The organism is Pseudomonas sp. COW5, from assembly GCF_026240005.1.
GTDB classification, from domain to species: Bacteria; Pseudomonadota; Gammaproteobacteria; order Pseudomonadales; family Pseudomonadaceae; genus Aquipseudomonas; species Aquipseudomonas kribbensis.
This window is the reverse complement of record NZ_JAPHVP010000001.1, coordinates 4,069,492-4,083,095: the sequence shown is the minus strand read 5'-3', so window position 1 is coordinate 4,083,095 and position 13,604 is coordinate 4,069,492. Positions and strand designations below refer to the sequence as shown.

Annotated in this window: 12 protein-coding genes; 2 read left to right on the top strand and 10 right to left on the bottom strand. The window is 61.1% G+C overall.

Annotation, left to right across the window (positions count from 1 at the left end; translation table 11 throughout):
- Nucleotides 1-58 precede the first annotated feature (58 nt).
- Genes plsX through OQ248_RS18625 form a run of 3 tightly spaced genes read right to left on the bottom strand, consistent with a single transcriptional unit; the run spans nucleotide 59 to nucleotide 1,797 of the window.
- Nucleotides 59-1,069: a phosphate acyltransferase PlsX gene (gene plsX, locus OQ248_RS18635; RefSeq protein ID WP_074688106.1), complete on the bottom strand. Its 1,011-nt coding sequence runs from the start codon at nucleotides 1,067-1,069 to the stop codon at nucleotides 59-61.
- Nucleotides 1,070-1,073: 4 nt separating this feature from the next.
- Nucleotides 1,074-1,256, bottom strand: coding sequence for a 50S ribosomal protein L32 (gene rpmF / locus OQ248_RS18630; RefSeq protein ID WP_003179396.1), 183 nt, complete (start codon nucleotides 1,254-1,256; stop codon nucleotides 1,074-1,076).
- A gap of 13 nt (nucleotides 1,257-1,269) precedes the next feature.
- The gene (locus tag OQ248_RS18625; protein WP_085710932.1) at nucleotides 1,270-1,797 is read right to left on the bottom strand and encodes a YceD family protein; all 528 of its coding nucleotides are present in this window, start codon (nucleotides 1,795-1,797) and stop codon (nucleotides 1,270-1,272) included.
- Nucleotides 1,798-1,903: 106 nt separating this feature from the next.
- Between OQ248_RS18625 and OQ248_RS18620 the strand changes: the two genes are divergently transcribed.
- Nucleotides 1,904-2,482, top strand: a complete 579-nt coding sequence (locus tag OQ248_RS18620; RefSeq protein ID WP_265813562.1) for a nucleoside triphosphate pyrophosphatase — start codon at nucleotides 1,904-1,906, stop codon at nucleotides 2,480-2,482.
- A gap of 47 nt (nucleotides 2,483-2,529) precedes the next feature.
- Here the strand turns inward: OQ248_RS18620 and sppA are convergent, their stop codons facing one another.
- From sppA to rluC, 3 genes are read right to left on the bottom strand one after another with little or no spacing between them, the layout of a single operon-like run.
- On the bottom strand, nucleotides 2,530-3,519 hold the full coding sequence (gene sppA / locus OQ248_RS18615; RefSeq protein WP_265813561.1) for a signal peptide peptidase SppA: 990 nt from the start codon (nucleotides 3,517-3,519) through the stop codon (nucleotides 2,530-2,532).
- A gap of 24 nt (nucleotides 3,520-3,543) precedes the next feature.
- Nucleotides 3,544-4,206, bottom strand: coding sequence for an HAD-IA family hydrolase (locus tag OQ248_RS18610; RefSeq protein ID WP_265813560.1), 663 nt, complete (start codon nucleotides 4,204-4,206; stop codon nucleotides 3,544-3,546).
- On the bottom strand, nucleotides 4,193-5,155 hold the full coding sequence (gene rluC / locus OQ248_RS18605; RefSeq protein WP_265813559.1) for a 23S rRNA pseudouridine(955/2504/2580) synthase RluC: 963 nt from the start codon (nucleotides 5,153-5,155) through the stop codon (nucleotides 4,193-4,195). Before rluC ends, OQ248_RS18610 begins: the two co-directional genes overlap by 14 nt.
- A 697-nt stretch (nucleotides 5,156-5,852) precedes the next feature.
- Between rluC and rne the strand changes: the two genes are divergently transcribed.
- Nucleotides 5,853-9,086, top strand: coding sequence for a ribonuclease E (rne, locus tag OQ248_RS18600; RefSeq protein ID WP_265813558.1), 3,234 nt, complete (start codon nucleotides 5,853-5,855; stop codon nucleotides 9,084-9,086).
- Between the two features lie 68 nt (nucleotides 9,087-9,154).
- On the opposite strand, the gene OQ248_RS18595 is transcribed toward rne, so the two are convergent.
- The 4 genes from OQ248_RS18595 to OQ248_RS18580 are packed head-to-tail and all read right to left on the bottom strand — an operon-like array spanning nucleotide 9,155 to nucleotide 13,513.
- Nucleotides 9,155-9,751, bottom strand: coding sequence for a nucleotidyltransferase family protein (locus tag OQ248_RS18595; RefSeq protein ID WP_265813557.1), 597 nt, complete (start codon nucleotides 9,749-9,751; stop codon nucleotides 9,155-9,157).
- Complete coding sequence (locus OQ248_RS18590; RefSeq protein ID WP_265813556.1) at nucleotides 9,748-10,725, bottom strand: XdhC family protein; 978 nt, start codon at nucleotides 10,723-10,725, stop codon at nucleotides 9,748-9,750. The genes OQ248_RS18595 and OQ248_RS18590 overlap by 4 nt, the downstream gene beginning before the upstream one ends.
- Nucleotides 10,725-13,046: a xanthine dehydrogenase family protein molybdopterin-binding subunit gene (locus OQ248_RS18585; protein ID WP_265813555.1), complete on the bottom strand. Its 2,322-nt coding sequence runs from the start codon at nucleotides 13,044-13,046 to the stop codon at nucleotides 10,725-10,727. The genes OQ248_RS18590 and OQ248_RS18585 overlap by 1 nt, the downstream gene beginning before the upstream one ends.
- Nucleotides 13,043-13,513, bottom strand: coding sequence for a (2Fe-2S)-binding protein (locus OQ248_RS18580; protein ID WP_265813554.1), 471 nt, complete (start codon nucleotides 13,511-13,513; stop codon nucleotides 13,043-13,045). Before OQ248_RS18580 ends, OQ248_RS18585 begins: the two co-directional genes overlap by 4 nt.
- Nucleotides 13,514-13,604 lie beyond the last annotated feature (91 nt).

Here is a 13,604-nt window from a genome sequence, read left to right as displayed (position 1 = left end):
CAGTTGGATGGCCCTTTGAACCGGGCGGTCACATTTAAGCATTGTCCGACGAAAACGCCTAAGACAACAAATCCTCCAGACGGCCGTGCAGGCGCTCGGGAAGATTCTCCTGAATCTCGATCAATGCGCGCTGAATGGCGCTCTGAAACCCCTGAACTCCAGCCGAACCGTGACTTTTCACGACAATTCCCTGCAAGCCGAGAAAGCTTGCGCCGTTATGTCGCGCCGGCGCCAGATCCGCCTGCAAACGCTTCATCAACGGCAGCGCCAAGGCACCCACGGCACGCGAAGCGAGGTTTTTCTTGAACAAGGCCTCGATGCGCGCGGCGATCATCGTCGCCAGGCCTTCGCTGGACTTGAGCAGGATATTGCCGACGAAACCGTCGCAAACCACCACGTCCGCCTCGCCGCGATACAAGCCATCGCCTTCGATGAAACCGATGTAATTGATGCCTCTGGCAGCCTGCAACAAAGTCGCAGCGAGCTTGACCTGCTGATTACCCTTGATGTCCTCGGTACCGATGTTCAGCAGCGCCACGCGAGGCCGGGCAATCCCTAGCGTTTGCGCCGCCACCGAGCCCATCACCGCAAACTGCAGCAGATGCTCGGCACTGCAATCGACGTTGGCGCCCAGATCGAGCAACTGGCAATAGCCCTTCTGCGTAGGAATCGCGGCCACCATGGCCGGACGATCAATTCCCGGCAGGGTCTTGAGTACAAATCGCGACAGCGCCATCAGCGCACCGGTATTGCCGGCACTGACACAGGCCTGGACCTTGCCATCACGCAGCAATTCGAGGGCGACACGCATCGACGAGTCCGGCTTGCCACGCAAAGCCTGGGCAGGTTTTTCGTCCATGGTGATGACTTCGGACGCCGGAACAATCGTCAGGCGTGCGCGATCGGCAGCCGACTGGCCGGTGATCAGTTCTTCAAGAAGGGAGGGTTGACCGACGAGGGTCAGGTGCAGCGAGGGCGTAGCAGAAAGGCAAGCAAGGCTGGCCTGAACAATGCTGCGGGGACCGAAGTCCCCGCCCATTGCGTCAATCGCGATGACTTGAGCGGACAAGTGATTACTCGTCAGCGCCCTTGTCGATCACTTTACGACCACGGTATACGCCTTCTGGCGATACGTGGTGACGCAGGTGAACTTCACCGGTGGTTTTTTCTACAGACAGGGTGCTAGCCTCGAGAGCGTCGTGCGAACGGCGCATGTCACGGGCAGAGCGGGATTTTTTGTTCTGCTGAACAGCCATAATTGATTAACTCCTAAACGTTTGGGTCACGCTTTAACTGCGCCAATACACTGAACGGGTTGGACCGCGTTACCTCGTCCTCGCTCGGTTCGGGCTCATCTGCTCCCGCCGGCTGCTGGCATTCTTCCGGATGATGAGCAGGCACAATGGGCAAGGCGAGCAGAAGCTCCTCCTCGATCAGTGACTGCAGATCCAAAGGATCTTCGCCCAGTTCCAGCACGTCATAACCTTTCGGTAACGACTGGGTATTCGCACCCTCCTTCACCACGGCGTAACTGCATTCGCTGTGGATCGGCAGGGTGACCAGCTCAAGACAACGCTGGCAAACCATTTTGACTTCGGTGTCGATAAAGCTGTGGATCACCACAGATTTACGTTCATCTCGTTCAAAAACTAATTTGGCCTGCACCGTACCGACATCGTCGGAAAGCGGGTCGCAGAGTCTCTTCAAATCGGCCAGCAGCAGTTCACCTTGAAGGGTGGTGCCACGGTCAGCCAATTTGCGCGGGTCAACGTGAGGTGGAATCGGGTCATTCAACATAGGCGCAGCATTATAGGGATGCACCCACCCATGTCAAAGGAAATTGTGCCCTGTCCGTCACTTGCAAGCCTCCGCTAGAATCTGCAGCCTGCCTCTGGAGACGCGAATGCTGCCTTTATTACTCGCTTCAAGCTCGACCTATCGTCGGGAATTGCTCAATCGCCTGCACTTGCCGTTCGTCTGCAGCTCACCGGACATCGACGAAAGTCATCGCCCGGGAGAATCGGCAATAGAACTGGTCAAACGCCTCGCCGAACAGAAAGCCCGGGCACTGGCCGACAGCCACCCTGCCCACCTGATCATCGGCTCCGATCAGGTTGCGGCACTCGGCGAGCGCATCATCGGCAAGCCGCACACCTTCGAAAACGCTCGCGACCAACTGATGGCCGCCAGCGGCGCCAGCGTGACCTTCCTCACGGGCCTGGCCCTGCTCAACAGCCAGACAGGCCAGTGCCAGGTCGACTGCGTGCCTTTCACCGTACACATGCGCGTACTGGATCAGGCCCGCGTCGAGCGCTACCTGCACGCCGAACAACCCTACGACTGCGCCGGCAGCTTCAAGGCGGAAGGACTGGGCGTAAGCCTGTTCCAGTCCACCGAAGGCCCCGACGCCACCAGCCTGATCGGCCTGCCGCTGATCCGCCTGATCGACATGCTGCTGGCGGAAGGCGTACAAATCCCCTGACCCACAAAAAACCGGCCCTCAGGCCGGTTTTTCCTAGTAACAATCGATCAGCGCAACGATGGGCCGTTGAAACCCATCCACATTGCCAATTTCTCGGCAACGCTGGCACCAAGCTTTTTCGAGAAGCGGTCGAACGGCGATTCCTGAACGGTGAAGTCCACCAGTTCCTTTTCGCCAATCACGTCACGCGCCACCGAACTGGCATTGCCCAGACCATCGATCAACCCCAGCGGCAGCGCCTGCTCGCCGGACCAGACCAGTCCGGAGAACAGCTCCGGATGCTCCTTGTCCTTCAGGCGATCGCCACGCCCTTGCTTCACGCTGTTGATGAACTGCTTGTGCGTGGTATCCAGCACACTCTGCCAGAACGCAGTTTCTTCCGGCTTCTGCGGCTGAAACGGGTCAAGGAACGACTTGTGCTCACCAGAGGTGTAAGTGCGGCGCTCGACGCCCAGCTTCTCCATGGTGCCGACAAAGCCGTAACCGGCCGCCGTCACACCAATGGAGCCCACCAGACTCGCCTTGTCGGCATAGATCTGATCCGCCGCACTGGCGATGTAATAGGCCCCGGACGCGCCGAGGTCGGAAATCACCGCATACACCTTGGTATCCGGATGCAGGCCGCGCAGGCGCTTGATCTCGTCATACACATAACCCGACTGCACCGGACTGCCACCCGGGCTGTTGATGCGCAGGATCACGCCCTTGACCTTCTTGTCCTCGAACGCCGCACGCAGACTGCCCACGATATTGTCGGCACTGGCCGGCTCTTTATCGGCAATCATGCCGGTGATATCGATCAGCGCCGTGTAATTCGAGCTGCGGGTGGCGCTCTTTTCCATGTCCATCAGGGGCGTGAACAGGATCAGCGCAACAAACAGGTAAACAAACGTCAGCAGCTTGAAGAAGATCCCCCAACGCCTGGAACGACGCTGCTCCTGCACACTGGCCAGCAGAGTCTTTTCCAGCAGCTTCCAGCTTTTCGCATCACCGTCGTCGGCAGTTGCCTTGGCCGGTGCTTTCCATTCGTCGGTCATGCCATCCACCCCAGCAAAAACGTATTAAGCCCGCTGCGCCAGCCAGGCATGCAATTCAGAAAACCGGTCAATCGACAGTCGCGGCTCAAACTGCTGCAGCGACTCGATTGATTGCGCACCGTAGCTGACCGCCACCGAATCCATCCCCGCGTTGCGCGCCATCAACAGATCGAAGGACGAATCGCCGACCATCAGCGCCTGTTCGGCACGCACACCACAATGCGCAAGGATCTGCTCCAGCATCAGAGGGTGCGGCTTGCTGGCAGTTTCATCGGCAGCACGGGTGATATCGAAATAATCTTCCCAGCCATTGGCCTTGAGCACCCGATCCAGCCCGCGGCGATTCTTGCCGGTCGCAACAGCGAGGTGATAGCCCTGCTCGCGAAAGGACGCCATCGACTCGACTACACCTTCGAACAACGGCGAAGGGACGGCTTCCGCGGCGATGTAGTGATCCGCGTAATACTCGCGGAACAAGGTCATTTCGGCATCGCTGATTTCCGGATACAGCGTGCGGATCGCCTCGGGCAAGCCAAGACCAATGATGCCTTTGACGGCAAAGTCATCACGCAACTGGAAACCTGAACGCCCGGACGCCGAGTGCATTGCCTCGACAATCCGATGAATGGAATCGGCCAGCGTGCCGTCCCAATCGAAAATCAGCAGCTTGTAATCAGATGGGCGCACTCAATCGCTCCACAGTCTTGGCCCACATTTCATCGACCGGTGCCTGCAACTTGAGTTCACCGCCATCGGGCAGCGGCACGGTCAGCATGTAAGCGTGCAGGAACAGGCGCTTGCCGCCCAGATCACGGATTTCCTTGCTGAAATTGTCATCGCCGTATTTGGTGTCACCGGCAATGCAGTGCCCGGCGTGCAACGTGTGGACGCGGATCTGGTGCGTGCGACCGGTGATCGGCTTGGCTTCGATCAGAGTGGCAAAATCGCCAAAGCGACGCAGGACCTTGAACACGGTCACCGACTCCTTGCCCTCCTCCTCGTCAACTTCGACCATGCGCTCACCGGAGCGCAGATTGCTCTTGCCGAGCGCCGCACGGACTTGCTTGATCGAGGTCGCCCAATTGCCGCGAACCAGTGCCATGTAGCGCTTGTCGACACCGTCACCGCGCAACGCGGCGTGCAAGTGACGCAACATGCTGCGCTTCTTGGCGATCATCAGCAGGCCGGAGGTGTCGCGATCGAGACGGTGAACCAGCTCGAGCTCCTTGGCATCGGGGCGCAACTGACGAAAGGCTTCGATCACGCCGTAATTCAAGCCACTGCCACCGTGAACCGCAATGCCGGCGGGCTTGTTGATCACGATCAGGGCTTTGTCTTCGTAGATAATCGAGGCTTCCAGACGCTGCAACAGGCCCTGGGCCAAAGGCACCGGCTCGTCACGCTCTGGCACTCGAACCGGCGGCACGCGCACGATATCGCCGGCCTGCAGCTTGTATTCGGGCTTGATCCGACCTTTGTTAACTCGCACTTCGCCTTTGCGCAAAATGCGGTAAATCAAGGTCTTGGGCACGCCTTTGAGCCGGGCGAGAAGAAAATTGTCAATTCGTTGGCCGGCATATTCCGGCGAGACCTCAAGCAATTGAACGCCTGGAGTCGAAGGGGCAGTAGTCGTCATGCCGCGGATGATAACAATTTTTATGGAATTGAAGCACTTAATCATTGCTGCTATAGTCGCGAACGCCGCCAAAAGCGGCCTGGACAGCGGAACCACGGTCAAAAACCGGCCCTGACCAACGCAATTCACCAGGACGCGAGGCCGTCCTACGGGGCTTTCGCTACGTAACGGTGGAGTTTGCAGCTGTAACAAGCGCAGGTGACATGAGGCCTGAATCACGCCGCAAAGCAGAGTTCTGACTCGCCACGCGAGCCATATTCACGGCCAGTTCACAAAGTGCAGTCAGCCGCGGATGACCCCGAGCGAAAGCGCCGGAAACACCGCCTGAATTAGCCATGATGCGTGACCTCCCCTTTCGGAGCTCACGGTAAATGCCAACCCGCTGCGGATTCTGCGCGCGGCAGCACCCGAATTATCAGGGATACGTGTAGGGTGGAGATGCACAACCGCTGGACTGTGTAGCAACAGGCTTTCTCAAGACGCTTCATCTCGTCCACAGCCACGGTTGATTCCTCCTCCTGACTGAGTGCTTAAGTAGCCACAGCAAGCAGGACGCGTACGTCGCGATAACGGCCCAATTGGCCGGACATCGCTGGACACGGGAATGGCCAACCACTCCCGACGCACCTGACACCGACCGTGAGAAGTCGTGTGTGCCGAACGCCGTTTCCGGCAGCCCGGAAACCGACGGTACTACATGAAAAGAATGCTGATTAACGCAACTCAACCCGAAGAGTTGCGTGTTGCACTGGTAGATGGCCAGCGCCTCTACGACCTGGACATCGAATCCGGTGCACGCGAGCAGAAAAAGGCCAACATCTATAAAGGCCGCATCACTCGCATCGAACCAAGCCTTGAGGCTGCCTTTGTCGATTTCGGCTCCGAGCGCCACGGCTTCCTGCCCCTCAAAGAAATCTCCCGCGAATACTTCAAGAAAGCCCCTGAAGGCCGCGTCAACATCAAGGACGTCCTGAGCGAAGGCCAGGAAGTCATCGTTCAGGTCGAAAAAGAAGAACGTGGCAACAAGGGCGCAGCCCTGACCACCTTCATCAGCCTGGCCGGTCGTTACCTCGTTCTGATGCCGAACAACCCGCGTGCCGGCGGCATCTCCCGTCGCATCGAAGGCGAAGAGCGCAACGAACTGCGTGAAGCGCTGAACGGCCTGGTCGCTCCGGCCGACATGGGCCTGATCGTGCGCACTGCCGGCCTGGGCCGCAGCAGCGAAGAAATGCAGTGGGACCTCGATTACCTGCTGCAACTCTGGACCGCGATCAAGGAAGCCTCGCTGGATCGTTCCGCGCCATTCCTGATCTACCAGGAAAGCAACGTCATCATCCGCGCCATCCGCGACTACCTGCGCCAGGACATCGGCGAAGTGCTGATCGACAGCGTTGAAGCCCAGGACGAAGCCCTGACCTTCATCCGCCAGGTAATGCCGCAGTACGCCAGCAAGATCAAGCTGTACGAAGACAGCGTTCCGCTGTTCAACCGTTTCCAGATCGAAAGCCAGATCGAGACCGCTTTCCAGCGCGTCGTCGAACTGCCTTCCGGCGGCTCCATCGTCATCGATCCGACCGAAGCCCTGGTGTCCATCGACATCAACTCGGCGCGTGCCACCAAAGGCAGCGACATCGAAGAAACCGCCCTGCAGACCAACCTTGAAGCAGCCGAGGAAATCGCCCGTCAGTTGCGCCTGCGCGACATCGGCGGCCTGATCGTCATCGACTTCATCGACATGACCCCTGCCAAGAACCAGCGCGCCGTGGAAGAGAAAGTCCGCGAATGCCTGGAAGCCGACCGCGCCCGCGTGCAGATCGGCCGCATCTCGCGCTTCGGCCTGCTGGAAATGTCCCGTCAGCGCCTGCGTCCTTCGCTCGGCGAAAGCAGCGGCATCGTCTGCCCGCGCTGCAGCGGCACCGGCATCATCCGTGACGTCGAATCGCTGTCCCTGGCGATCCTGCGCCTGATCGAAGAAGAAGCCCTCAAAGACCGCACCGCCGAAGTTCGCGCGCAAGTGCCGATCCCGGTGGCTGCGTTCCTGCTCAACGAAAAACGCAACTCGATCACCAAGATCGAACTGCGCACCCGCGCCCGCATCGTCATCCTGCCGAACGATCACCTCGAAACCCCGCATTTCGAAGTTCAGCGTCTGCGTGACGACAGCCCGGAAGCCGCGACCAACCAGTCCAGCTACGAAATCGCTGCCGCTGCTGCCGAAGTCGAAGACATCCAGCCAGCCGCCGCGACCCGCACCCTGGTTCGCCAGGAAGCCGCGGTCAAGACTGCTCCGGCCCGCGCCAACGCTCCGGTTCCGACCGAAGTTGCCGCACCGGCGCCAGCACCAACTCCGGTTGCCGCACCTGAGCCAAGCCTGTTCAAAGGTCTGGTGAAGTCGCTGGTCAGCCTGTTCGCCACCAAGGAAGAGCCTGTTGCTCCGGTTGTGGTTGAAAAACCGGCCACCGAGCGTCCGGCCCGCAACGAAGAGCGTCGCAACGGTCGTCAGCAGAGCCGCAACCGTAACGGTCGCCGCGATGAAGAACGCAAGCCGCGCGAAGAACGTGCTCCACGTGAAGAACGCGCACCGCGTGAGCCACGTGAAGAGCGTCAGCCTCGTGAAGCCCGCGAACTGCGCGAGCCACGCGAGTCCCGTGACGAAGCACCGGCAGCCCGCGAAGAACGCGCACCACGCGCCCCTCGTGAAGAACGTGCACCACGCGCTCCGCGTGAAGATCGCAAGCCGCGTGGCGAGCGTGAAGAACGCGTACGTGAACTGCGTGAACCTCTGGATGCTGCACCAGCCGCCGCTGCCGCTGTAGCTGCCACCACTGAAGAGCGTCCGGCCCGTCAGCCGCGTGAAGAGCGTGCACCACGTCCACCACGTGAAGAGCGTCAACCGCGTGCCGAACAAGCCGCTGCTGCCGTGGCGGAAGAAGAAGTCACCACCAACGAAGAGCAACTGCCGGAAGACGGTTCGGAGAACGCCGAAGGCGATCGTCCACGCCGCCGCTCCCGTGGTCAGCGTCGTCGCAGCAACCGTCGCGAGCGTCAGCGCGATGCCAACGGCAACGTGATCGAAGGTTCGGAAGAATCCGCCGAGAACGCTGAAACCGCCGAGCCAAGCACTGCCGATCTGGCTGCCGGCCTGGCCGTTACTGCCGCTGTTGCCAGCACCGTGATCAGCGCTCCGGCCGAAGCCCAGGCCCACGAGCAAGCTGAACGCGCTACCGCTGCAACGCTGGAAACCGCTCCAGTTGAAGCGCCGGTTGTTGAAGCCACCACTCCGGTAGAAGTGGTTGCTGCTCCGGAAGTCGAAGTGGCGCCGGTTCGCGAAGCTCAGCCTCAGGTTGAAGTCGCTGCCGAACCTGCTTTCGTCGCCCCGGAGCCTGTTGCCGTGGCAGAGCCGGTTGTCGAAACCGTCGCTGAAACCGTGACCGAAACCGTGCGTGAAGTTCGCGAAGAACAGACCGCTTTCAACTGGGTCGCCGAGCCGGTTGTCGCTGAAACACCAGCGCCAGTGGTTGAAGCGCCTGTCGTGGAAGAAGCCAAGGCCGCCGAACCAGTAGTTGTCGCTGAACCGGCACCTGTCGTTGAAGCCCCGGTTGTGGAAGCTCCAGTCGTGGCCGAAGCACCAGCGCCAGTCGCTGCGCCTGCTCCGGTCAGCGCCCTGACGCCAAGTGGCCGTGCCCCGAACGACCCGCGTGAAGTGCGTCGCCGCAAGCGTGAAGAAGAGCGTCTGCAGAAGGAAGCCGAACTGGCTGCCGCTGCCGCCGCTGCTCCAGCCGTTGCCGAAGTGGTCGAGGCAGCCCCTGCCCCGGTCGCTGAAGAAGCTGCCGTAGAAGTGATTGCCGAAGCACCGCGCTCCGTACAGGAAGCGGTCGAGCACCACGAACAGGCCCAGGAAAAAGAACACGAGCCTAAACCTCTCGTCTGATTCCGAGCGCCAATAAAAAGCCCCGCCTGGTGATCCAGGCGGGGCTTTTTTATGCCTCGCGGTTTGTATCAGGCCTGCGGAAAAACCAGTGCCTGCGGCACATCGATATCCCACAGCACGCCAGGATCATCCACAGCAACCTCGACCACCCGCCCCTGCTTGAACAAAGGTCTGGCCCCGCGATCACCGGACAATGCCATCAACCCCGGCCCAAACGAGCGACCAAATCCGACCGGATGCCCAAACTCGCCATCCTGCACCGGCACACTGACCGTATCGTCGGCAATCGCCGCCACTACCCGCTCAATGCTCGATGGAAGGATGAACGGCATATCGCCCAGCACGATCAGCCAGCCTTCGGCATCCGGGCAAGCCGCCACACCCGCCGCGATGCTGTCGCCCATCCCCGTAGACTCGATCGAAACAATGTCACACCCGTAAGCCTGCGCCATCCGCATCGCCTGCGGCCGTGCGTCGGTCGTCACCAGTACGCGCTTGTCGAGACTCGCCGGAAGATTCACCAGCGTCTGCTCGATCACCGAGCGCACGGCCCCGTCACGCCCTGTGCAATCGGCCAGCAGCTTGTCCTTGTCAGCACCCGCCACTTCGCGAAAGCGGCTGCCCTCGCCCGCCGCCAGCACAATCACTCCGATGGTTCGACTCATGCGCGCTCTGCCTTCTTCTGCTTCAACTCGACACCATTCTTGATCGCGACGATTTCCGCCAGCAACGACAATGCGATTTCCGCCGGGGAATGACTGCCGATCGGCAAACCGATCGGCCCGTGCAATCGAGCGATGGCCGCTTGCGACAAGCCTAGCTCAGCCAGGTATTCCCGACGCTTGAGACTGTTGACGCGCGAGCCCAGAGCGCCGACGTAAAACGCCCTGGAATCCAGCGCCGTCAGCAACGCCATGTCGTCCAGACGCGGATCATGGGTCAGGGCAACAATGGCGGTGCGCTCGTCGGTCTGAATGCTCAGCACCGCCTCATCCGGCATACCGGGGACAAAGCGGCCATGCTGCTCTTCCCAGTCATACACGAACTCGGTGCGGGGATCGCAGATCAGCACTTCGAAATCCAGCAGCCGCGCCATTTCGGCCACATAACGCGACAACTGCCCGGCACCGATCAGCAGCAGACGCCAGCGCGGGCCGTAGATGGCACGCAAGGTCTTGCCATCAAAAACCAATGCATCCGTTTTGCTCGCCAGCGAAAGAATCACTTCACCGCTTTCAAGATTCAGTTCACGAGCAATGATTTCATGAGCCTCACAACGGGCCAGCAATTCAGCGACCCACGCCGGATCTCCGACTCGCTCTTCGGTGAGGCGCAAAGTGCCGCCGCACGGCAGGCCGAACCGCGCCGCCTCCTCCCGGGTCACGCCATAGGTGATCAACTGCACCGGCGGCCCGTCGGCGGGAATCCGCCCGTCATGCAGGCGGGCGATCAGATCGTCCTCGACACAACCGCCGGACACCGAACCGATCACCACGCCATCCTCACGCAACGCCAGCATCGCGCCGGGCGCCCGGGGCGCAGTGCCCCAGGTCTGCACGACAGTGAACAACACCACCCGCAGCCCGGCGCGGCGCCACTCCAGGACGCTGCGCAGGACATTGAGATCGGCGCTGTCCATCACGCTTGCGCCTTTTGCCAGCCCTGCAACTGGTAACGCACCGGCAGGCTGCGGATGCGCTGGCCGGTCGCGGCGAAGATCGCATTGCACAACGCCGGCGCAATCGGCGGCACGCCCGGCTCACCGACACCGCCCAGCGGCACTTCACCCGGCGGCGTCACCAGATGCACCGCGACTTCCTTCGGTGCCAGCGACATGCGCGCCACTTCATACATATGGAAGTTGTCCTGCTGCACCTTGCCGTCCTTGAAGCTGATCTCGCCCCAGACGGCATTGCCCAGGCCCATCACACAGGCGCCTTCGAACTGAGAACGGATCCGCTCGGGATTAATCTGCGGCCCGCAATCCACGGCGATGTCGACCTTGTGCACGATCAGCGTGCCGTCGTCCTTGACCTCGACTTCGATCACCGCCGCCACATAAGTCACGAAGCTGTAATGCACTGCCAGGCCGAGGCCACGCCCCTTGGGCAGTTTCCGCCCCCAACCCGCAGCCTTGGCCGCGGTTTCCAGCACGGTGCGCATCCGTCCGGTGTCGATCGGATAACGCTCGGGGGATTCGCCGTAGTTCCATTCTTCACTAAGCGTGCGCGGGTCGATCTGCCGATCCGGGCCGAGCAGTTTGATCTGGTACTTGAGCGGATCTTCCTTGGCCTTGTGCGCCAGTTCGTCGACAAAGCTCTGGATCGCAAAACCATGGGGAATGTTCGACACCGAGCGATACCAGCCGACCCGGGTATGTACCGTGGCTTCAGGGTTTTCCAGGCGTACGTTGGGAATCGCGTAAGCCATGTTGGTGAAGCCCATGCCCAGTTCGAACGCAGCTTCGTGATTCATGCCCGGCGCAAACAGCGCGGTGATGCTCGGCGCCACCGTGCGGTGCAGCCAGGCAGACGGCAAACCGTCCTTGCCCACGCCGGCCTTGAGATACTCGGCCGATACTGTGTGGAAATACGAATTGTGGATGTCATCTTCCCGCGTCCACTGGACCCGCACTGCCTTGCCGGGAAATTCCTTGGCCAGAATGGCAGCTTCGACAACGAAATCCGGCTTGGACTTACGACCGAAACCACCGCCGAGCAGGGTCACGTCGAAGGTCACGTTATCGAACGGCAGACCGAGGCGTTCGGCGATCCGCTCACGGGTGACCTGCGGCGCCTGACTTGGCGCCCAGGCTTCGCACACGCCCTCTTTATAGCGAGCGACGGCCACCATCGGCTCCATCGGCGCCTGTGCCAGATGCGGCAAGTAGTAAGAAGCTTCCAGGGTGCCGGCAGCGCTGCCGATAGCCTTTTCGATGTCGCCGGTGTTGCGCACGACCTTGCCTGGTTTCAGCGAAGCGGCTTCCAGTTCCTTGCGATAGGCGATCGAGTCGTAACTGGCGTTCGGGCCATCGTCCCACTCGATCTTCAGCGCCTCGCGGCCCTTGAGTGCCGCCCAGGTGTTGCTGGCCACCACGGCCACGCCACCCAATGGCTGGAATTCCGAAGGCAGCGGCCGCGGTTCGATCTGTATGACTTTCAGCACGCCCGGCACTTTCAGCGCGGCGCTGTCGTCCACTGACTTGACCTTGCCGCCGTACACCGCAGGGCGGGCGATCACGGCGTACAGCATGCCGTCGAAATGCACGTCAGCCCCGTACACGGCGCGGCCATTGACGATGTCTTCGCCGTCGATGGCCTTCGTCCCTTCCTTGCCGATGTAGCGGAATTCCGACGGCTGCTTGAGCCGCAGACTGTCACGGCCCGGAACCGGCAACGCACTGGCGGCAGCGGCCAGCTCGCCATAACCCAGCTCGCGCCCGGACGCCGTGTGAATGATTTTGTGCAGCTGCGCGCGGCATTCACCGACCGGCACCTTCCACTGCGCGGCAGCGGCCTGCTCCAGCATGGTCCGGGCAGCGGCGCCGCAACGACGCATCGGCTCGTACCAGTGACGCATGCTGCGCGAGCCGTCAGTGTCCTGGTTACCGAAACGCACTTCATCGCCCGGTGCCTGTTGAACCTTGACGTGGGCCCAATCGGCTTCCAGCTCATCGGCGACCACCATGGTCAGGCTGGTGCGCACGCCCTGGCCCATTTCCGAGCGGTTGCAGACCACGGTCACCGTACCGTCGGCGGCGATGCTGACGTAGACCTTCGGATCATCGATCCAGCCGTTGGGCATGCCATCGGCGCCGAATTTCTTCGGTTTGTCCTCAGCCAATGCATCCTGCCAGCCCCAGCTCGCGGCCAGCACCAGCGCACCTGTGGCGCCGACCCCCTTGAGGAAGCCCCTGCGACTCAGGTTGCTCAGGGCGAAATCGTTCGGCAAGCGGCTCATGCCTTGGCCTCCTTCAGGTGAGTGGAGGCCTGGCGGATGGCGGTCTTGATCCGGTTGTAGGTGCCGCAACGGCAGATATTGCCGACCATCGCCTCTTCGATCTGCTCGTCGCTCGGGTTCGGGTTGGTCTTGAGCAACGCGGTGGCGGACATGATCTGCCCGCCCTGACAAAAACCGCACTGGGCTACGGCGGTGTCGAGCCACGCTTGCTGGACGATCTGGCCAATCGGATCGGCGTGCAGGTTGTCGATGGTCGTTACATTCTGCCCGGCCACCGAACCGATCGGCGTGATGCAACTGCGCACCGGCAATCCGTCGATATGAATGGTGCAGGCGCCGCACAGGCCCATGCCGCAGCCGAACTTGGTGCCGCTGTAACCGGCGACGTCACGGATCGCCCACAACAGGGGCATGTCCTCGGTGACATCGAGTGGATGGTCTTGGCCATTGAGTTTCAGGGTAATCATGGGCACGCCCGCATATTCATGGAGGTTATGGGGTCGAGCAATCTGCCGCCGGAAATCAGCGGTGGGTTCACGCAGATCGACTCAGGCTAAT

Bases quoted from the DNA above. Each gene is read 5' to 3' on its own strand.
- rpmF (WP_003179396.1), bottom strand. From the start codon at position 1,256: ATGGCTGTTCAGCAGAACAAAAAATCCCGCTCTGCCCGTGACATGCGC.
- OQ248_RS18625 (WP_085710932.1), bottom strand. From the start codon at position 1,797: ATGTTGAATGACCCGATTCCACCTCACGTTGACCCGCGCAAATTGGCT.
- OQ248_RS18620 (WP_265813562.1), top strand. From the start codon at position 1,904: ATGCTGCCTTTATTACTCGCTTCAAGCTCGACCTATCGTCGGGAATTG.
- sppA (WP_265813561.1), bottom strand. From the start codon at position 3,519: ATGACCGACGAATGGAAAGCACCGGCCAAGGCAACTGCCGACGACGGT.
- rluC (WP_265813559.1), bottom strand. From the start codon at position 5,155: ATGACGACTACTGCCCCTTCGACTCCAGGCGTTCAATTGCTTGAGGTC.
- rne (WP_265813558.1), top strand. From the start codon at position 5,853: ATGAAAAGAATGCTGATTAACGCAACTCAACCCGAAGAGTTGCGTGTT.
- OQ248_RS18595 (WP_265813557.1), bottom strand. From the start codon at position 9,751: ATGAGTCGAACCATCGGAGTGATTGTGCTGGCGGCGGGCGAGGGCAGC.
- OQ248_RS18590 (WP_265813556.1), bottom strand. From the start codon at position 10,725: ATGGACAGCGCCGATCTCAATGTCCTGCGCAGCGTCCTGGAGTGGCGC.
- OQ248_RS18585 (WP_265813555.1), bottom strand. From the start codon at position 13,046: ATGAGCCGCTTGCCGAACGATTTCGCCCTGAGCAACCTGAGTCGCAGG.
- OQ248_RS18580 (WP_265813554.1), bottom strand. From the start codon at position 13,513: ATGATTACCCTGAAACTCAATGGCCAAGACCATCCACTCGATGTCACC.